This window comes from Hymenobacter nivis, assembly GCF_003149515.1.
GTDB lineage: Bacteria > Bacteroidota > Bacteroidia > Cytophagales > Hymenobacteraceae > Hymenobacter > Hymenobacter nivis.
Map to the genome: position 1 here is coordinate 2202713 of NZ_CP029145.1, position 18003 is coordinate 2220715.

At 64.4% G+C, this 18003-nt stretch carries 19 protein-coding genes and 4 pseudogenes; 10 read left to right on the forward strand and 13 right to left on the reverse strand.

Annotated features, from left to right (window positions below):
* Positions 1-272: 272 nt before the first annotated feature.
* Positions 273-425, forward strand: coding sequence for a hypothetical protein (locus DDQ68_RS22785; RefSeq protein WP_162549995.1), 153 nt, complete (start codon positions 273-275; stop codon positions 423-425).
* Positions 426-1118: 693 nt separating this feature from the next.
* Here DDQ68_RS22785 and DDQ68_RS24270 read toward each other — a convergent pair.
* Both DDQ68_RS24270 and DDQ68_RS24750 read right to left on the reverse strand, forming a co-directional pair.
* Positions 1119-1256: a DUF1345 domain-containing protein gene (locus DDQ68_RS24270; RefSeq protein ID WP_109656117.1), complete on the reverse strand. Its 138-nt coding sequence runs from the start codon at positions 1254-1256 to the stop codon at positions 1119-1121.
* Between the two features lie 151 nt (positions 1257-1407).
* A pseudogene (locus DDQ68_RS24750) lies at positions 1408-1869 on the reverse strand (DUF1345 domain-containing protein); the annotation flags it as partial.
* Positions 1870-1991: 122 nt separating this feature from the next.
* Between DDQ68_RS24750 and DDQ68_RS23855 the strand changes: the two are divergent.
* A pseudogene (locus DDQ68_RS23855) lies at positions 1992-2431 on the forward strand (transposase family protein); the annotation flags it as partial.
* Positions 2432-2444: 13 nt separating this feature from the next.
* Here the strand turns inward: DDQ68_RS23855 and DDQ68_RS09750 are convergent.
* Together DDQ68_RS09750 and DDQ68_RS23450 are read right to left on the reverse strand one after the other, a co-directional pair.
* The gene (locus tag DDQ68_RS09750; protein ID WP_245897436.1) at positions 2445-3050 is read right to left on the reverse strand and encodes an IS630 family transposase; all 606 of its coding nucleotides are present in this window, start codon (positions 3048-3050) and stop codon (positions 2445-2447) included.
* Positions 2987-3475, reverse strand: coding sequence for a helix-turn-helix domain-containing protein (locus tag DDQ68_RS23450; RefSeq protein ID WP_109656120.1), 489 nt, complete (start codon positions 3473-3475; stop codon positions 2987-2989). Before DDQ68_RS23450 ends, DDQ68_RS09750 begins: the two co-directional genes overlap by 64 nt.
* A 62-nt stretch (positions 3476-3537) precedes the next feature.
* Between DDQ68_RS23450 and DDQ68_RS09760 the strand changes: the two genes are divergently transcribed.
* Positions 3538-4044, forward strand: coding sequence for an integrase core domain-containing protein (locus tag DDQ68_RS09760; protein ID WP_162549997.1), 507 nt, complete (start codon positions 3538-3540; stop codon positions 4042-4044).
* 6 nt (positions 4045-4050) lie between these two features.
* On the opposite strand, the pseudogene DDQ68_RS09765 reads toward DDQ68_RS09760, so the two are convergent.
* From DDQ68_RS09765 to DDQ68_RS09780, 4 genes and pseudogenes are all read right to left on the reverse strand, one after another.
* Positions 4051-4137, reverse strand: a pseudogene (locus DDQ68_RS09765) (IS5/IS1182 family transposase); the annotation flags it as partial.
* A 10-nt stretch (positions 4138-4147) separates the two neighbouring features.
* Positions 4148-4423 carry an integrase core domain-containing protein gene (locus DDQ68_RS09770; RefSeq protein ID WP_162549998.1) on the reverse strand — a complete coding sequence of 92 codons (276 nt, stop codon included), beginning with the start codon at positions 4421-4423 and terminating at the stop codon, positions 4148-4150.
* A gap of 58 nt (positions 4424-4481) precedes the next feature.
* Positions 4482-5030 (reverse strand): annotated as a pseudogene (locus tag DDQ68_RS24755) (DDE-type integrase/transposase/recombinase); the annotation flags it as partial.
* A 56-nt stretch (positions 5031-5086) separates the two neighbouring features.
* On the reverse strand, positions 5087-5353 hold the full coding sequence (locus DDQ68_RS09780; protein WP_109656088.1) for a transposase: 267 nt from the start codon (positions 5351-5353) through the stop codon (positions 5087-5089).
* Positions 5354-5687: 334 nt separating this feature from the next.
* Between DDQ68_RS09780 and DDQ68_RS09785 the strand changes: the two genes are divergently transcribed.
* Positions 5688-6203, forward strand: a complete 516-nt coding sequence (locus DDQ68_RS09785; RefSeq protein ID WP_109656124.1) for an FKBP-type peptidyl-prolyl cis-trans isomerase — start codon at positions 5688-5690, stop codon at positions 6201-6203.
* A 378-nt stretch (positions 6204-6581) separates the two neighbouring features.
* Here DDQ68_RS09785 and DDQ68_RS09790 read toward each other — a convergent pair whose 3' ends face one another.
* The gene (locus DDQ68_RS09790; protein WP_109656125.1) at positions 6582-7190 is read right to left on the reverse strand and encodes an acyl carrier protein phosphodiesterase; all 609 of its coding nucleotides are present in this window, start codon (positions 7188-7190) and stop codon (positions 6582-6584) included.
* A gap of 114 nt (positions 7191-7304) precedes the next feature.
* Here DDQ68_RS09790 and DDQ68_RS09795 point away from each other — a divergent pair, with 114 nt between their 5' ends.
* The 4 genes from DDQ68_RS09795 to DDQ68_RS09810 all read left to right on the forward strand — a co-directional run bounded on the left by DDQ68_RS09795 (position 7305) and on the right by DDQ68_RS09810 (position 11030).
* Positions 7305-7820: a pyridoxamine 5'-phosphate oxidase family protein gene (locus DDQ68_RS09795; protein ID WP_109656126.1), complete on the forward strand. Its 516-nt coding sequence runs from the start codon at positions 7305-7307 to the stop codon at positions 7818-7820.
* Between the two features lie 113 nt (positions 7821-7933).
* A complete protein-coding gene (locus tag DDQ68_RS09800) occupies positions 7934-8653 on the forward strand; it encodes a spheroidene monooxygenase (protein ID WP_245897395.1) in 720 nt (239 codons plus the stop codon).
* Positions 8654-8810: 157 nt separating this feature from the next.
* Positions 8811-9401 carry a vanadium-dependent haloperoxidase gene (locus DDQ68_RS09805; protein ID WP_162549999.1) on the forward strand — a complete coding sequence of 197 codons (591 nt, stop codon included), beginning with the start codon at positions 8811-8813 and terminating at the stop codon, positions 9399-9401.
* 183 nt (positions 9402-9584) lie between these two features.
* Positions 9585-11030 (forward strand): dihydrolipoyl dehydrogenase family protein, encoded by a 1446-nt coding sequence (locus DDQ68_RS09810; RefSeq protein WP_109656128.1) that lies wholly within the window; start codon positions 9585-9587, stop codon positions 11028-11030.
* Between the two features lie 8 nt (positions 11031-11038).
* On the opposite strand, the gene DDQ68_RS09815 is transcribed toward DDQ68_RS09810, so the two are convergent.
* A complete protein-coding gene (locus DDQ68_RS09815; RefSeq protein WP_109656129.1) occupies positions 11039-11644 on the reverse strand; it encodes a peroxiredoxin-like family protein in 606 nt (201 codons plus the stop codon).
* Positions 11641-12147 carry a hypothetical protein gene (locus tag DDQ68_RS09820; RefSeq protein ID WP_109656130.1) on the reverse strand — a complete coding sequence of 169 codons (507 nt, stop codon included), beginning with the start codon at positions 12145-12147 and terminating at the stop codon, positions 11641-11643. Before DDQ68_RS09820 ends, DDQ68_RS09815 begins: the two co-directional genes overlap by 4 nt.
* A 240-nt stretch (positions 12148-12387) precedes the next feature.
* Here DDQ68_RS09820 and DDQ68_RS09825 point away from each other — a divergent pair, with 240 nt between their 5' ends.
* The gene (locus DDQ68_RS09825) at positions 12388-13905 is read left to right on the forward strand and encodes a hypothetical protein (RefSeq protein ID WP_109656131.1); all 1518 of its coding nucleotides are present in this window, start codon (positions 12388-12390) and stop codon (positions 13903-13905) included.
* A gap of 280 nt (positions 13906-14185) precedes the next feature.
* Here DDQ68_RS09825 and DDQ68_RS09830 read toward each other — a convergent pair whose 3' ends face one another.
* Positions 14186-15295 carry a DNA topoisomerase IB gene (locus DDQ68_RS09830; RefSeq protein WP_109656132.1) on the reverse strand — a complete coding sequence of 370 codons (1110 nt, stop codon included), beginning with the start codon at positions 15293-15295 and terminating at the stop codon, positions 14186-14188.
* 476 nt (positions 15296-15771) lie between these two features.
* Positions 15772-16245, reverse strand: coding sequence for an acyltransferase (locus DDQ68_RS09835; RefSeq protein WP_109656133.1), 474 nt, complete (start codon positions 16243-16245; stop codon positions 15772-15774).
* A 443-nt stretch (positions 16246-16688) separates the two neighbouring features.
* Here DDQ68_RS09835 and DDQ68_RS09840 point away from each other — a divergent pair, with 443 nt between their 5' ends.
* Positions 16689-17792, forward strand: a complete 1104-nt coding sequence (locus DDQ68_RS09840) for an App1 family protein phosphatidate phosphatase (protein ID WP_245897396.1) — start codon at positions 16689-16691, stop codon at positions 17790-17792.
* Positions 17793-18003: the final 211 nt, after the last annotated feature.

Sequence of the window (18003 nt, forward strand, 5' to 3'; positions counted from 1 at the left end):
TGGCTACCTCTCCGCCTTTTTGGGGGCCGGCATCCTCTACGTGGTGTTGCGCCCCGTCTGGGCCGCGCTGGTGCACTGGCGCGGCTGGCCCCCCGGCCTAGTGGCCAGCACCCTGGTGCTGCTCACGGGGGGGCCTGGTCGTGCCCGGCGCCTAGCTCAGCACGCTGCTGGTGGCACGCCTGCGCCACGTGGCCCGGGACCCGGCGCCCGTGCTGGCCGCCCTGCACCGGCTGGAAGCGCGCACCGGCACCGCCTTCATCGACCCGGGCTAGATGCGCAACTGGCTGCCCTCGCTGCTGGGCAGCGTCCTGCACGTGGTGCTGGTGGCCGGGCTCCTGCTGGTAAGCCTCTATTTTCTCTTCGTCCAGGAGGTTGCCTTTCTACAGGCCTTGCGCCGGTACCTGTCCTTTCGGCCCGACGTGTAACAGGAGCTCTGGACGGCGCTGCGCAACAACGTGCGGGCCAACGTGCTGGGCCAGGGCGTCATCGCCGCGGGGTAGGGCGTGCTGATAGGCCTCGCCTTCTGGCTGTTCCAGGGCTCCGACCCCTGGCTCAGCGGCGCGTTGGGCCTGCTGCTCGCCTTCGTGCCGGCAGCTGGGCGCCCCGCTGGTGTGGGGCCCGGTGGCGGCCCTCAAGTTTGCTCAGGGCGCAACGGGGGCCGGCGCCGGCATTGCCGGCATTAGGCTCGCCATGTTCGTGCTCGATTACGTGCTGCGCCTGTGGCTGGGCCGGCGCCTGGGCAACATTCCCCCGCTCGTCACGTTGGTAGGCGTTGTGCTGGGCTTGGAATTGTTGGGGACCGTGGGTGTTGGTGATCGGCCCGCTGCTGCTGTCCTACCTGGGAGTCCTGCTGCAGATTTTTGCCCGCGAAAACTGCCCAGCGGCCGCGCTGGTGGGCGGGGGGAGCCCGGGCAGCGGGACCGCAGACGAAGACCGGGCGCCGCTTCGATCGGGTGGGGAGTGGCAGCGGACCGGGAGCGACAAGCGGATTTTATTCGCCGTCCGGGGGCTATGCGTACTCACATATTTCATCCGATCGCCCCGGCCGCGCCAGCCAAGCGGCCCACCGGTAGCACGCGCCGCCGCTCCCCCTGGCCGGGCCGCCGAGCAAGCGGGCTTTACAGGATACTGGACACGACGTTGACCCCGAGGGCAATAATGGCCATATTGAAGCCAAACGAAAGCAGGCCATGGGCCAGCGTGAGTTGGCGCATCCGGAGGGAGGTGACGTCCGTGTCCGAGATTTGGGCCGTCATGCCAATCGTGAACGCGTAATAGGCAAAATCTCAGTACGTGGTGGGCGCCGCGCTGGGAAATTGCAGCCCGCCCAGCTTGTCGGAGGGAGGGAGGTGGGTCCTCGCGGCAATACGCGTGGGCGTAGCGCAACGTGAAGAGGGTGGTGTGCAGCAGCACCCAGGAGCCCAGCACGGCGACGACGGACACGCCGACTTGCTCCCGGGGCGGCAACGCTTTAATGCCCCGCAGCAGCAAGGCAACTGCGGACAAACTGGCCCCGGCCGCCAAGAGCACGGCCACGAAGGTCCCGGTCCGGCCCAGGTCCTGCTGGGTGGCCACGCGGCGGATGCGCGCGGCATCGGCTTGAAAAACCGCGGCCCACGTCAGCGCCAGGATGGCCACGCAAAAGCTGTCCCACGCCGTCACCACGCGGGTAGCGGCCCGAAAGTCGGCCGGGGCAAGCCCGGCACACAGCCCGACGACGACGAGGGCCAGGCCTACGCGTTGCAGCGCGTGCAAGCGGAGCACCCAGTGCAGGGCCCCCGGGCGGGGGCGGAAGGAGTGGAAGAGGTCGGGAGGAGAGGCATTAAAAGAGCACCGAAGAAAGAGCCACCGTAAGCGGGTGGTAAACACTTCAGGTTGAAAGGGGAGCGGATGATGCGCAAGTAGCGCGTGGACGAGCGGGGCCCCTACGGGTACTGTATAGTCCCATGGGATAGTGGTGTATTTTTACCGCCTGCTTACCGAGCAGATTTATGGGAAAAATACCACACGGGTGCGCCCGCACCGCGCCGGCAACTCGGCGCCTCATCCAGCAAAGTACAGAAAGCCTACAAAAAATAGCCAAAAAGCTAGGAATCAACGTTAAAACGGTGACCAAATGGCGCGGGCGCACCAGCACCGAGGAGGCCGTGCGCGGCCCCAAGCCCGCCTCCTCGGTGCTTACGCCCGCCGAGAAGCGGCCATCGTGCTCTTCCGTCAGCAGACCCTGTTGCCCCTCGATGACTGCCTCTATGCCCTGCAGCAGGCTATTCCCCACCTGCGCCGCTCCGCCTTACACCGCTGCCTGGAGCGCCACGGCATTAGCCGCCTACCTAACTTGGAGAAGGCGGGGGGCAAAAAGGCGAAGTTCAAGGACTATCCCCTTGGCTACCTGCACCTCGATTTTGCGGAAGTACGTACCGGAGCAGGTAAGTAGGTCGGATGAATTAGTTTGCATTAAATGGGCTGAACGTAATAACGAGTTGCTTCCCGAAATTTGCGAGGCAGCGATTGGTGGCGTAGGCCAAGTCATCGGCCTGGGCGTAGTCCTGGGGTTGGAGCCAACCGCCCTTTAAATGCCGCCATAGGGTTTCGGCCAGGTTGAGGTGGGGCGAATAGGGCGGCAGAAAAAACAGACGCAGGTCCCGTTGCGCCCAGACCGCCCGCCGTTGCCGGATAAGATGCGCCTTGTGGATGCTGGCATTGTCTAGCACAATAACCGTTGGACCAGCGATTCGCAGTGAAAGAGCGTCTAATTTTTCGGCTACAAAAGCGGCGGTAATGTTCTGGCAGGTGGTGGCCCAATGACACTGGTTATCGCGGCTGAAGAGGCCCCAGCAGTTGAGGCGAACACCTTTTTGAGCGGGGATAAACACGTCTTCGCCCGGAAATTGCCAGCCGTAGGGCACGTAGCCTTGCTGGCAGACGTGCGATTCATCGCCGTAGAACAGGGTCAACTCGCCGGCCTCGGCCAAGGTCTCCAATTCTGCTAAGCGTTCGACCGTTTCGGCGTAGTGGAGCGGGTCGGGCTCCTTGGCCGGGCGCCGCCGGATGCGCTTGTATCGGCCACCAAGGCTTTTAAAAAAGCGCGGAAGGCATCGCGTCCCACGGCCGGTTCCCCCGCCACCCGCTGGCTTTCCCACTCGGCCTTGGCCAAGGCAATGCGCTGGCGATTGGTGGCCACGGCGGCCCGCACGCTGGCTTGGTCAGCGGCGACCGTGAGCAGGGATTTACGGCCGCGTCCGGGCTTGGTTTCCAGTCCGTTAATCCCTTCTTTGCGGTAGCGTTTGAGCCAGCTGTTGACGCTGACATGACAGAGGCCGACCACTTGACCAACGTCGTGCGAAGTGCGGCCCGTGGCTTTGAGTAGCACCAGTTGGCAGCGCTGCCGCAGGGTATGGTTCGGATGCTGTTTGTACAACGATTCCAGGGCTGCCCGTGCGGCCTCATCCAACAGGGGAGTGTTAACGCGACTCATAACCCAAAGATACGCCGATAATGCAAACTATTTCATCCGATCTACTTAAACAATATTTGTTTGTGGCCATCGACCGCACCAGCAAGCTGGCCTTTGCCCACCTTTACGACCAGGCCACGCAGGCCACGGCAGTAGCCTTTCTGGAACGGGTACTGCCCTCATTTCCCTATAAAATTCAGAAGCTATTGACCGACAACGGCAGTCAATTTCGCTACCTGCCCCACCAGACCAAGGCAGGCCGCCACCCGGTCGGTCAGCTCTGCGACCAGTGGGGCATCGCGCAACGCTTTACCAAGTCCCTGCATCCCTGGACCAACGGCCAAGTGGAACGCATGAACCGGACGCTCAAAGAAGCGACGATTAAACGGTTTCACTACGAGACTACGAACCAGCTCAACGAATATTTACAGACTTTTTTAGCAGCCTATAATTACGCCAAACGGCTCAAATGCTTGCGCGGCTTGACACCCTACGAATTCGTGTGTGTGGAATGGCGGAAAAATCCTGGCATCTTTATCCGTGATCCATCCCACCATACACCGGTACCATACACTACCCCTGTTACATGAATTTGTCTCGAAATCGCGTCCTGCTAGGCGGCTATATTTTCCAAACCAGCCGAATGTGCGCTCCACAACCCATCTATGCGGCAATACTTGTGAGGTGGTCCGATTACGCTGGGCAGTTTAGGGCATTGAGTTGAAGAAGCTGTTGATGAGTGTGATAGGGCAGTTGATAGCCGATACTGGAGTGTAAACGCTCGTAATTGTAGTAGTCAAAATAGGTGGCCACGCTGGCCTGGGCGTCGGCCAGGTCGGCAAAAACGGGCCGTTCGCGCAGTTCGAGCACCTCCGTTTTGAGGCGCGACCACAAGCTTTCTGCCTGGGCATTGTCGTAGCAATCGCCGCGCCAGCTTTGCGAGCGCACGGCTTGGTGGTCGTGGCGCAACTGCCCGTAGGCGTTGCCGCAGTACAGCCCCCCCCCGGTCGGAGTGGACGAGTAGGCCGGGCGTCGCGGGTTGCGCCCAGAAAGCGCGCTGCAAGGCCCGGGTAATGAGCTTCTCCGGCATCGAAGCCCCCACCTGCCAGCCCAGCACCTGCTTGCTGGCCATATCCTGGTACGCGCACAGGTACGCCCAGTCGCCGTTAGTCAGGGGCAAATAGGTAATGTCACTGACCCAGACCCGGTTGGCCTGGGTGGGTTTGGGCTGGTCAAGCAGCCGGTTGGGCGCGCAGCGCAGGCCGTGGGTGGAGTCGGTGGTGCGCGGGGTGTAGGCCTTGGGTTGCAGCGCGTGCAGCCCCTGTCGGCGCATGGCCGTGCGCAGGCGCTGGCAGCCCACCCGATAGCCCTGTTGGCGCAGGGCCACCCGCAGCCGGCGGGTGCCGTAGCGGCGTTTGTGGACCCCAAACACCTTGACTAGTGCCGTCTCCCAAGCCGGCTCTGGCTTAGCGACTGCTTGCTGCTGAGCTTGTTGCCAAGCATAGTAGCCGCTGGCAGGTACCTGCACTAATTGGCAGCGCAGGCGCACGGGGTACTGGCCCCGTTGCGCCTCGATAAAGCGGTAACGACTCCTTGGTCCAGTGTCTGCGAGAAGAGGACGATGGCTTTTTTTTAAATTTCCAGCTCCTGGGCCTGCCGCCGATTGGCGGCCCGCAGTTGGCGCAGTTCAGTGGCCGCGGCGGGGTCAAGTTCTGCGCCACGAGCAGCGGCCACCGGTGTGAGCGCTTCCTTTTGCCACTTATAGATTCGTTTGGGGTCGCTATTCAGGGCGCGCGCAGCGGCCTGGGGCGAGCGGCTTTCACTAGCCAGGCGCAAGGCTTCGGCCCGGAAGGCGGCATCATAGCGCCGGCGTTTGGTAGGTGGGGGGCTGTCTTTCATGACAATCGAAAGATAAGACCCTATTCTGTCCACAATTACCCGACCACCTCAAGCGAGGGCGTGGTGACGAGTGCCGACGCCCACGTGGCCGATTTGGCCAAGCGCTTCGTGGCGGCCATTGCCGAGCACCGCTTCTGGGGCCGCGAGCTGAAAAGCATGCCCGCTATGTAAAGCGTCCGGTCAGTAAAATTCCCGCGCTGGCCCAGCCAACGCAGGGATTTTTGTGTTTGCGTGGAGCCCCGGGCGGGGCGGGCAGCCCGCGCTGCTTTTCTTTGCGCGCCGGCCGCTCGGGCGGGCGCGTAGTTTCCTTCCTCTTCCCACCCCCTTTTCCGTTATGACTACCATCAGCGAGAACCAAGTCGTTACCATCACTTATGACCTGAGCGTAACCGACGAAAACCAGGAAAAAGTGTTAGTTGAGTCGGCTGAAGCCGACGCCCCCATGATCTTCATTTACGGCCAGAGCGGCTTGCCCGAAGAGTTCGAGCGCCAGCTCGACGGCAAGAACGCCGGCGACACGTTCCGGTTCAGCCTCACCCCCGAGCAGGCCTACGGCGAGTACGACGAGCAGGCGCTGGTTGAAATTCCGAAGGACGTGTTCATGATCGACGGCAAGCTCGACGACGAGATGCTGCAAGAGGGCAACTTCCTGCCCATGGCCGACAACGAAGGCAACCACATGCAGGCTAAGGTGGTCAGCATCGGCGAAACCGCCGTGCAAATGGACTTTAACCACCCGCTGGCCGGCATGGTGATGCACTTCGACGGCAAAGTGGCCGACGTGCGCCCCGCTACCCCCGAGGAGCTGGCCCACGGCCACGTGCACGGCGAAGGCGGCCACCAGCACTAATCGCCCCGGGGCCCCCGGGGCCCCAATGCTATGCAACGAGCGGCTCGCCAGTGGTGGGCCGCTCGTTGTTTTATACAACCGTTAGTTGCTTGTTGTCAGTAATTGTATGAAGCTGTTATGGGAAATCGTCAGACCGTCATACTGAACGCAGCCGAAGCATCTCTACTGCTCAACTAATCAGGATTACTGCTGCGGGAGAGATGCTTCGGCTGCGCGAACGCCAGATGAGCATGACATTCAATTTTGAATTTCCAGACTTCCTAAACAGCTTTTATAACTCTAGGACTTACGCAAAGAGTTGCCTTTCAGAAAAACTCTCTTGACTAACGACTGACGACCAGCAGTGAGTGATACCTTCTGCCCAGCCGCTGAGCGCGTCTAGGGCCCCGGGTAGCCCGCCGCGGCAAATGCCTGCAATTCCGGGAAGAACGCTTGGAAATCGGCTTCGTAGGCGGCGTAGTTGGCCACCAGCTCCAGCCCCCCCCGCTCCAGGCCCGAGCCGGGCGCGGCGCGGCGGCTGAGGCCGGCCAGGGCCCTAGCCACGCCCGCCACTTCGGCGTAGTGCCCCAGCCAGTCGTGCTGCACCAGGTGCGGAAAAAACTGTTGCACCCGGGCCGGAAAATCGGCCTGCCGGGCCTCCAGTTGGGCGTACACGCGGCGGGTGAATGCGGGCAGGGGCTCGGCCGAAAACCCAGCGAAGCCCCGGGCCAGGAAGTGGTCGAAAAACACGTCGCTCACCACGCCCGCGTACTTGCCGTGGCCGGCCAGGCGCAGGCGGGCCGTGGCGCGGCGCACCACCGGGTGCTGATCGGTGAAGGCATCAATGGCGCGGTGCTGGCGGATGCCGGCCTGCACGCCGGGCGCGTGGGCGTAGGCTTCGAGCCGGCGGCCGGGCACGGCGTCGGCCACGAACTGGCCCACGAGGTGGTCGGCGTAGGCGGCGGCGTAGGGCGGGCCGGCGAGGAAGAGGTGGGCCAAAAAATTCATTGAAGGCGGAAGATAGGGGCTCGGCGCGGGGCCCGGCGCCAACCCCGGCCCGCCGGGGGCCGTACATGGAAGCCTGACCCCACCAGCCGGTTTCCTTCCTAACCATTCCCTCCCATGTCTGATTCGAAAACGCCCGTTACCCACGACCTGAACAAGCTGTTTGATAAAATCAAGGACGTGCGCATTGCCATGCTCACCACCTTCGACGAGCAGCAGAACCTGCACAGCCGCCCCATGGCCACCATCCGGCCCGAGGCCGACGGCTCGCTGCTGTTCCTCACCGACGCCGATTCGGCCAAGGTGTACGAAGTGAACAAAGACAGCAAAGTGAACCTGAGCTACACCAACCCCGAAACCAACGTGTACGTGTCGGTATCGGGCACGGCCAACGCCTACCGGGACGCCGCCAAGGCCGCCGAGCTGTATACCGAGCCGCTGCGCGCCTGGTTCCCGAAGGGCAAGGACGACCCCAGCATCATGATTTTGAAGGTGACCGTGGAGCGCGGCGAATACTGGGACTCGCCCAGCAGCCTGCTCAGCCGCGCCTACGGCTACGTCCGCGCCGTGGCCACCGGCGAGGCCAGCAAGGACGACGACGTGAACGAGCACGCCCAGGTAGTAGTAAAATAACGGCGGGCCCGGAACTCCTGGGCCCCTGGTTGTTTAGGAAGGGCCGGAAGCAATTCCGGCCCTTTTTTGTGTCCTCTCCGCGCCGGCTTTCCACCGGCTCACGCCCCCTCGCCTTGCCCCTTACCACACTTTCCCTCGTCACGCTGCAGCCCGGCCACGCCCGCTGGGCCCTGGCCCAAATGGGCACCGCCCCGCCGCAGCTGCGGCGCGTGGCGGGCCTGCGCTTCGCCAAGCTGCTGGGCAGCGGCGCGGGTGGCTTCGGGGCCCTGCCCAACCTGCGCCGCTACGGCCTGATGGCCGTGTGGGCCGACGCCGACGCTGCCGCCGCGTTCTTCGCCCAGCACCCGCTCTGGCAGGCCTACCAAACCCGCGCCGCCGAAACCTGGACGGCCCACCTGGGGCCCATCAAAGCGCACGGGCTCTGGGACGGCACCGCCCCATTTGACTACCCCGCCGACGCCCCAACGGCTGCCCTAGCCGCTGGGGGCCCCGTGGCCGTGCTCACCCGCGCCAGCATCCGGTGGTGGAAAACACCCCGCTTCTGGCGCTACGTAGCTCCCACCAGCGCGGCCCTGGCAGGGGCCCCCGGCGTGGCCCTGGCCATCGGGTTGGGCGAGCTGCCGGTGGTGCGCCAGGCCACGTTCAGCGTGTGGCGCTCGGCGGCAGCCATGCAGCAGTACGCCTACCACGACGCCCGCCATCGCGAAGCCATGCGCCTCACGCGCCAGGAAAACTGGTACGCCGAGGAGATGTTCGCCCGCTTCCAGGTGCTGGCCAGCGCCGGCACCGTGGACGGCAACGACCCGCTGGCCGGGCTGTTCGCGGCCGAATAATTCAGTGGTAGTACCCGGACAATGGCGGAGCGGCATCGGTCCGGTTCCATCCTAATTTTCTGATATTTAGCACTTTCATGTTCGGGGCCCCAGCTGCTTCGCGCTGGGGCAGCGCACGGGCAAGCACGGCGGTGCCTGTTGGTTTACCACCTTCATCGTGGAGCGCGACAAGCTGGGTTTGACCGAAACGGTAAAGCTATTTTTTGCCGTCTCGAATGCGGTGTTCGACGCATCCATTGCCACCTGGAAGGCCAAGCGGTTTTACGGCTACTGCCGACCCATCACGGCCATTCGCTACCTGTTTCGGGGCAAAACCATTCAGGCCTGGGGCGGGGCCGGCAAGGGCGTCGTCGACCTGCCCGGCGAGCTATGGCGGCCGTTTCAAGCCGATAACTTTCTTACCCCGCCGTTCTCGGAGTACGTTTCGGGCCACAGCGCCTTCAGCATGGCCGCCGCTACGGTGCTCAAAGCCTACACCGGCAGCAACCAGTTCGGCTACTTCTACATGCAGCGCAAGCCGCTGACCGCCGACCCGCCCGAAGAGGCACTGGTCATCCTGCTGGTTTGGAACACGTTCCGCGACGCAGCCTTCGACGCCAGCGAATCGCGCCTCTACGGCAGCATTCATTTCTACGAGGGCAACGTAGCCGGGCTGGAGCGGGGCAAAAAGATGGGCACCAATGCCTTCCAGAAAGCGCAGGCCTACCGGGCGGGCACAGTAGCGCAGCCGGCAGTGGAATGGCTTTAACGGCGCGGAGACGCGAACTACAGCGTTCGCACTACTGCCCGGCGTATCAAATAGGGGCGTGTGTTCGGTCGAAAAAGCGAGAAACTGAACCCTGGGGCGGCGCACGGGGCCGGTGGGCCGTATGGTTGAGCAGGGGGCCCGGCCGGTGCCGCCCATTTGCTCACGCCGATTCCCGAAGATACCATGGCCGAAGACACTGCTGATTTTGACCTGATTGTGCTTGGGGCCGGTTCGGCCGGGCTGGGGCTAGCCCTGTTCATGGCCCGTATTAAGCTGCGGGTGCTGCTCATCGACCGCACGGCCGAAGACGTGGGCGGCGACTGCCTCAACCACGGCTGCGTGCCCAGCAAGGCCCTGATTCATGCCGCGCGGCAGGTGCACCAGGCCCGGCAGGCCACCCAGTTTGGCTTGCAGGTGAGCGGCCCGGCCGATATGGCCAAGGTGATGGCCTACGTGCAGGGCCGGCAGGACATCATCCGCCACCACGAAAACCCGGAGTATCTGCGCGGGCTGGGCGTCACCGTCGAAATCGGAACGCCCCGGTTTGTGGGCGACCACGCCGTGGAAATCAACGGCCATACCCACACCGGGCGCAAGCTGGTGGTAGCCACCGGCTCGCGGCCGCAGCAGCTGCAAGTGCCCGGCTCCGAGCAGGTGCGCCTCTACGACAACCAGCACGTGTGGGACCTGCGCGAGCTGCCCCGGCGCTTGCTAGTGGTGGGCGGGGGCCCCAACGGCGTGGAGCTGGGCCAGGCCATGCAGCGGCTAGGCGCGCAGGTAACCATTGTGCACCGCGGGCCCAGCATTCTCGAAAAGGAAGACCCCACCATCCGGGCCGTGCTGGCCGAGCGGCTGCGGGCCGAGGGCCTCGTCGTTCACCTGGAAGCCGAAGTAGAGGCTTTTACGTCGGCCTCGCAGGCCCGCGTGAAGCCCAGGGCTGACGACCCGTTTACGGTGGATTTTGACCTGGTGTACGTGGCAATTGGGCGGCACGTGAGCTTTGAGGGGCTGCAATTGGAACGCGCCGGGGTGGACGTGGACGAGAAAGGCCACATTTGCCTCAACGAGCATCTGCAAACTACCAACCCCGATATTTTCGTGGCCGGCGACGCGGCCAACTCGCTCAAGTTCAGCCACGGGGCCGAGCTGCACGTGCGCCTGCTGCTGTTCAACTTCTTCTCGCCCATCAAGAAGAAACTCAGCTACGACCACTTTTCCTGGGTCACCTTCACCGATCCCGAGGTGGCGCACTTCGGCCTCGATGCCGCCGAGCTCGACAAGCGCGGCACGGCCTACGAGCGCTGGGAAACCGACTTTGCCGACGACGACCGCGCCGTGGTGGACAGCTACCGCGACGGCCGGTTGCTACTTTTCATCGAGAAACATGCCCTGCCGCTGCCCGGCCGCAAGCGCCGCATCCTGGGCGGAGCCATGGTGGCCCCCGGCGCGGGCGAACTCATTCAGGAGCTGATTCTGGCCAATGCCAGCGGGCTGGGCATCAGCGAGCTATTCGACAAAGTGTACCCGTACCCCGTGGCGGCCCGCATCAACCAGCAGCTCATTGTGGCGCACCAGGACGTGTCGCCGCTGCTGCAAACGGCGCTCGACGTGGCGTTTAAGCTGCAATAGGGGCCCGGCTACAGCGCCGCGGCCACCCGGCGCACCGACACGCGCTGGCGGTAATCGGGGTTGAAGTAAGTGAACTTGATGCGGCCATCGCGGCCGATGACGTAGGTAGCCGGCACGGGCAGCACATCGTCGGGCGAAGCGTTGGCCTTTTGTAAATCCACCCCGAAGGCCTTGTACTTGAGCACGGTAGCGGGATCCACGGTGAAGGCCGTGTGGTAGGCAGTCATAATGGCAAAGTCCTGGTCGTGCACGATGGGGAAGGCCGCCTTGGTCTTGGCCACGGTCTTGCCGATGTTCTCCTGAGTTTCGGGCGTTACCACCACCACTTGGGCCCCCTTGGCCGTGAGCAGTTGCAAGGAATCCTGCAACTGGCTGAGCTGCTTGTTGCAGAAGGGGCACCACTGACCCCGGTAGAAGTAGAGCACCACCGGCCCTTTCTTCAGCAACTGCTGTAGCGCCACGGGCCGGCCGGCGGCATCGAGGCCCTTGAAAGCCGGGGCCACCGAGCCCACGACCAGGGGCGTGGCCATGCGAGGCGGCGTTTGCTGGGCATAGCTGGCCACGGGCAAGGCCAAGGCGAGTGCGGCAAGGGGTATCAGCAGGCGGTTGCTCATGGCCGCAAGGTAGCCACTTTAGGCCCCCAAGGGCTGGTTTCCCCCGCCCCCAGCAATGGCTGCCTGGGCCCACCGGAGGACCAAAAGCCGCCGGGCAGCGCCGCCCGGGCGTCTTTATCGACGGAGCGCAGCACGAGTTCATAGCCGTCGGCGGCGAGCAGGCGCAGGCTGCGGGTTTGGTAGCTGCCGACGGCCCGCAGCGCGCGTAGGCCGGCGGGCCCCAGCCACAGCACCAGCGCCGATACTGGCGTGGCCCACAGCGCCCGGTGGTGGGTGCCCCACAGGGCCCGCCACAGCAGCCCGGCGGCGTATTCGGGCCCGGCCGCCACCAGCACAGTGGCCGAATCAGGGGCCCAGCGGGCGGGCGGGGGCCCGGCCACGCCCGCCCCGCGGCGGCTGGCGGCCGGAAGCAGCAGCCCCGCCACTAGCACCAGCAGCGCCAATGCCGCCCCGCCTAAGGCCCTGCCCAGGGCCCTGCCCAAAATCTTCAGCCCGCGACGCATAATGGCAGAAATTGCACAAGAGCCATATTTAATCCAATGAAACAACGACCCGCCGGCCCTTATACTGCAGAGCCCCGCCGTGGTTATGGCGCAGCGCGGGCCGCCTTTTTTGGGGCGCTTGCGTAAGCAGTGCGCCACGGGGCTGGCCTTGGGGTCCACTGCTCACGCTTCCCTCGCCCCCGGCTGCTTGCTGCTCCGCTACGCTTCGTATTTACCTGCTTTGGTGGGGCCCTAAGCCTAGTGGAAGCCCTCACCGGCTGCGCCCGCGAGCCCTATGGCCCGCCCGATGCCCGGCCGCCCGCGCAGGCCGCCCGGCCTTTGCCGGCTGGCGCCGACTCGGTGCGCGGCGCGGCCGCCAACCCCCACTACGCCCAGCACAGCGCCTTTTACCAGGCCATTTTCGGCCGGCACTACCGCCAGGTGTGGGCTACCCCGGTGGCGATGACGGTACTCAACCCCGCTACCGGGGACCCCAGCGGCGAGCCGCTGCGGCCGCGCAAGGCCGGCGGCGGCTTCCAAACCATCGGCCTGAGCCTGCGGGGGCCCGGCGGCCAGGAATACGCGCTGCGGGCCCTCGATAAAGACCCGCGCAAAACGCTGCCGCCGCTACTGCGCCGCACATTTTTGCTGAATGCCGTGCGCGACGCCACCAGCGCCACTTACCCCTACGGCGCGCTGGTAGTGCCGCCCCTGGCCCAGGCCGTGGGCGTGCCCCACACTCACCCGCGCTTGTTCTACGCCCGGCCCAACGACCCGGCCCTCACCGGCGATTCGCTGGCCAAGCTGCGCGGCCAGCTGGTCTGGCTGGAAGAGAAATTCGGCGGCGACGCCCGGCCCACTGACGCCGTGCCGGCCGCCACGGCTTTGATGAGCAGCGCGGCCTTCTACAAGCGCCTGTTTGCCGACCCGCGCCACCGGCCCGACCCCGCCGCCCTGCTGCGCGCCCGCCTGCTCGACGCCTGGCTGGGCGACTGGGACCGCCACGCGGGGCAGTGGGCCTGGGCCCAGGTGCCCGCGCCCGGGGCCCCCGCCGGCCGCTTCTATTACCAGCCCGTGCCCAAAGACCGCGACATGGTGTTCTACCGCGCCGCCGACGGCGTGTTTCCCTGGCTGTTCACGCGGCGCTTTGCCCTGCGGAAGTGGAACACGTTCCGGCCCAACTACCACGACCTGGGGGGCCTGTTGCAGCAGGGCCATTACCTGGACGAGCACGGCCTTATCTCCCTCACTGCCGCGCAGTTCCAGGCGGCCGCCGTAGCCATGCAAGGCCAGCTCACCGACGCGGCCCTCGACTCGGCGCTGCGCCAGCTGCCGCCCGCGGCCTACGCCCTGGATGGCCCCTACCTGGCCGGAGCCCTGCGGCAGCGGCGGGCCACCCTGCCCCACGTGGCGGCGGTGCTCTACCGCCGCCTCAGCCGCCGGCCCACGGTGGGCGGCACGGCCCAGGCCGAGCGGTTCGTGGTGCGCCGCTACCCCGATTCAGTTACCGTGGCCATGTACGCCCCCGCCCTGGGGCCCGATTCGCTGCTGCTGGCCCGCACGTTTTTCGCCCGCGAAACCAAGGTCATTACCCTCGAAGGCCTGGCTGGCGCCGACGTATTCGAGGTAACCGAAGTAGGGCCCCGGGCGGCGCGGGGCCCCCGCCTGGCCATTTACGGCAACCCCAGGGCCCGCCCGCCCGCGCCCACCCGAAGGCTGCGCTACTTCACTGCGCCACGCCGCAGTGCCCACGCCTACACCCGGCCAGCGGAGGAATAAGAGAGTAATTAAGGCACTGTTTAGATCAACTAAAACGGTCATGCAGAATGCAGTGGAGTATCTTTTTCACGTAACTACTCCTAATTACTAGCGCAGAAAAAATGCTTCGCTGCGCGCTGCATGACGTTCTTTTTTGTGCGATTTCTTATTCGGGAATAACTATACTGTTTAGATCAGTTAAAACGGTCATGCTCCACTTCGTTCTGCATGACCGTTTTAATTTTATTACCAGGTTTTTAATTCTACGCCACAATCCCACCCCGGGGCCCTAAAACACAGCTTACGCGATGGCGGCCAGCATTTTCAGCACTAGGCGCTCGGTAGGCGAAAGCGGGTCTTGGGGGGCGGGGGTGGCGTCGTGGGCGCGCAAGTAATCAATGAGTTCGCCCGATTTGAAGAGCGTGACCACCTGCGGGTGGATGTAGTATTTTGAGCATACAGTGGGCGTGTTGCCCAGGCCGCTGGCCACATCCTTCACGGCTTTGCGGATAACTTTTTCGGGGGCCAAATCGGGCTCTTCGGTGAGCGCGCTTTCGAGGCATTCCACCATTTTTACGGTGCCGCCCCAAGTGCGGAAGTCCTTAGCCGAGAGGGCCAAGCCGGTGTGCTCGTGCAGGTAACCGTTCACATCGCCCGATTCCAGGGCGTGGCGCTGGCCGTCGGCGGCATAGTATTGGAACAGGTGCTGGCCGGGAATTTCCTGGCACTTGCGCACGAGGCGGGCCAGGCGGCGGTCGCGCAGCGTTACGTCGTGGGCCACGCCCTTTTTGCCCACGAAGGCGAAGCGCACAGCGTCGCCCTTAAACGTTACGTGCTCGTCGTGCAGCGTGGTGAGGCCGTAGCTTTTATTCTTCTTCGCATATTCCTGGTTACCCACCCGGATAAACGACTGGTCGATGAGCGAAATCACCAGGGCCACCACCTGCTCGCGGCTCAGCGCTGGGCGGGCCAAGTCGCGCTGGAGCTGCTGGCGCAGAGCGGGCAGCTTCTCGCCAAATGCTTGCAAGCGCGAAAACTTGGTCAGGCTACGGATTTCGTCCCAGGCCGGGTGGTAGCGGTACTGCTTGCGGCCCACCGTGTCGTGGCCCGTCACCTGCAAGTGGGCCCGGGCGTCCTGGGCTACCCACACGTCCGTCCAGGCCGGCGGAATTACGAAACCGGCGATGCGCTCAAGCACCGCGGCGTCGGTCACTTTGTGGCCCTGGGCATCGTGGTAGCTGAATTTACCGCTCCGGCCGGCCTTGCGGGCGTAGCCGGGGGCGGCATCGGTAGCGTAGTGCAGCCCGGCCTGGGCGGCCTGCTGGGCGGGATCTTTGTAGAGCTCGTGGGCGGTGGGCGCGAGGTGCTTCTTGCGGGTTTTGGGGCGGGCGGCGGGCGCGGCGGTGGGCATGGGGCGGGGAGTGGGTGGGGAACCCCTGTGTACGCAAAAACCCACCCCAGGATGAACAGCCAGCGTTTTTCATTGCCAACCGGGGCCCCACCGTTTTAAGCCGCGCCCCCACCCGGGGCTCAGCAGGCGCTTCCCTCCTAACCTGACGCGGCCATCGGGCCGCTGGCTGTAGCGCGGATTACGGCCTCTTCCCACCGTGCTACAATCCCTCGCCAAACGGGCGTAGATGGTAGTAATTGATGGTCAAGTACTCGATCGGCGCCATGAAGTGGTGCCGCAGATAGTCGCCCCGCACCAGCAGCCACTTGGCGGATCGGACATGGACCGGAAAACTGCTTTAATCGGAAAGCAAGCCTACAATTAGCAGCTAATGGCTGATTACTTATTTGCCCACCAAGCGGCGCACGTGGTCCGCCCACGCCGCTGCGCCCAGTTTTAAGCGAGCCGCAGAAAAACGTGATTTTTATGGGCATGCATCAGTAGCGTTGGCCAATTTTTCGAGCCGGTACACCCGCCCATATTTCGTTTGAAGGCACCGACTTGTTGACAACGGCCCCGGCAGCCACCACGGCCCCACTGCCAATCGTCACGCCTTTGAGCACCACCACGTTGCAGCCCAGCCAAACGTTTTCTTCCAGCGTAATCGGCCCCGTGGGGCCCGACTGCTCACGAATTAACCCGCCCGGAGCCGTGCCGTGGTCATGGTCGATGAAGCGGCAGCCCGAGGCAACGAGCGAATCGCTGCCAACGGTAATGCTTACGGAAATATTAAATTCACACCCAGACCCCAAAAATACGCGGTCCTTGATTTGAATGGACGGCCCAGGCTGCCAGATGCCGTCAAATTTGAAGCGGATGCCCTCCTCCAGCAAACAATTGCTGCCAATCGCCACCTGGTGCGGCCACGTAATGAACAGGCGCGGCAGCACCGTGCCCTTTCCGACGCGCATGCCCCAGAGGTAAAACCACCCTTCGCGCACCAGCCCGACCCACCGATAGACGTGGTGAAAACGTACCCCAAAGGCAACGCGTTGCAAAAAATTCGTCGCGGGCCTGGCGGCTTCCGTGCGGGGCGCCCCTATTAAGTTGGCTGCCCCGCCGCGCGTACCTTCTGTTGATGCTTGCATTGATTAAATAATAATAATTGTACATCAGAGCTTTACGCCTCTAACATCTGTTTTTATCCACACAAAGTACGCGAAATATCTTCTTCAATCCGTGGTAAAAATCAGGACAGGACGAACGCAAATTTGTGTTGGTTTTACGCTTCCGCAGGCTGGCGGGCGCAAAGAGCACGCACGCACGTCATTGGTTCAGGCATTTTTTATCCTTGGAATCCCTGGCCGCTTGGTACCCCGGCGCGCCCGGCCGTAGGTTTGCGTTTATGCCTTTTTTGCGCGAACTGCTTTCCCGCCTGCTGCACCTCGACAACCACCGCCTGGCCCGCCTGGGCTGGGCGCGGCCGCTGCAACTCCTCACCTACCGCACCTACGGCACCGCCGGGCGCTTCTACGTGAAGGGCCGCCTGCTCACCGACCCCGGCCTGGCCCCCGCCACGGCGGCCGATTCGCGCTGGCGCAACTTCCGCAACATGGCCCGGCGCTTCCTCAGCTACGAAATTGCCGGGGCCGGGCTGGTGGCCGAACGCGCCGGCGGGGCCCCGCAGCCCATCGCGACCGACGCCGAGGGCTACTTCACCCTCGTGCTGGAGGCCCCGCCCCAGCCGCCGCCGGGGGCCCTGCTGTGGCAGCCAGTAGCCGTGCGCCTGGCCCAGCTGCCCGGCGGCGCGCCGCTACCCGCCCAGCCTATACGAGCCGTGGCCGAGGTGCTGGTGCCGCCCGCCGGGGCCGAGTTCGGGGTAATTTCCGACCTCGACGATACGGTGTTCGAGTCGGGGGCCACCAATTTTCTGCGCATGGGCTTCACGGTGCTGCTGCGCAACGCCCTCTCGCACCAGCCCTTTACGGGCGTGGGCGCGTTCTACCGGGCCCTGCAACTGGGCTGCACCGGGCGGCCCGACAACCCGTTTTTCTACATCAGTAGCAGTCCCTGGAACCTCTACGACGCGCTCGACGAGTTCCTCGCCCTGCACCGCATCCCGAAGGGGGCCCTGTTGCTGCGCGACGTGGGCCTGCGCCCGCGCAACCCCGCGCCCCCCACCGCCGAGGGCCTGGCCGCCGCCGCCCACTTCGGCCACAAGCTGCACGAAATCGAGAACGTGCTGCGCGCCTACCCGCGCCTGCCCTTCGTGCTGCTCGGCGACAGCGGCCAGGAAGACGCCCGCATCTACCGCGAGGTGGTGCGCCGCTACCCCGGCCGCATCCGCGCCGTGTACATCCGCGACGTGCAAGTGCCCAAGCGGGCCCTGGCCATCCCGCAGCTGGTGGCCGAGCTGCGCGCCGAAAACGTGGAAATGCTGCTCGTGCCCGACTATGCCACCGCCATGCGCCACGCCGCCGCGCGGGGGCTGATTGCGGACGGGGCGGCGGGCAACTGAGCAGGAGCCGCGGGTTGGCATCGGCGGGCAAATGAACCGGCTCCCCGGCGGCTTTTGGGGGAGAACGCGCAGAGCCCCCGGCTACCCGCCGGACGCAGCAAAGGTGACGCTTTTGCAACTGCGCGGCTTGGTTTAAAAGCCCCTTTTACAATTTCATTTTTTTAGAATACATCTTGTTATATATTCAATCAAGTCATTCATTATTAAGAAG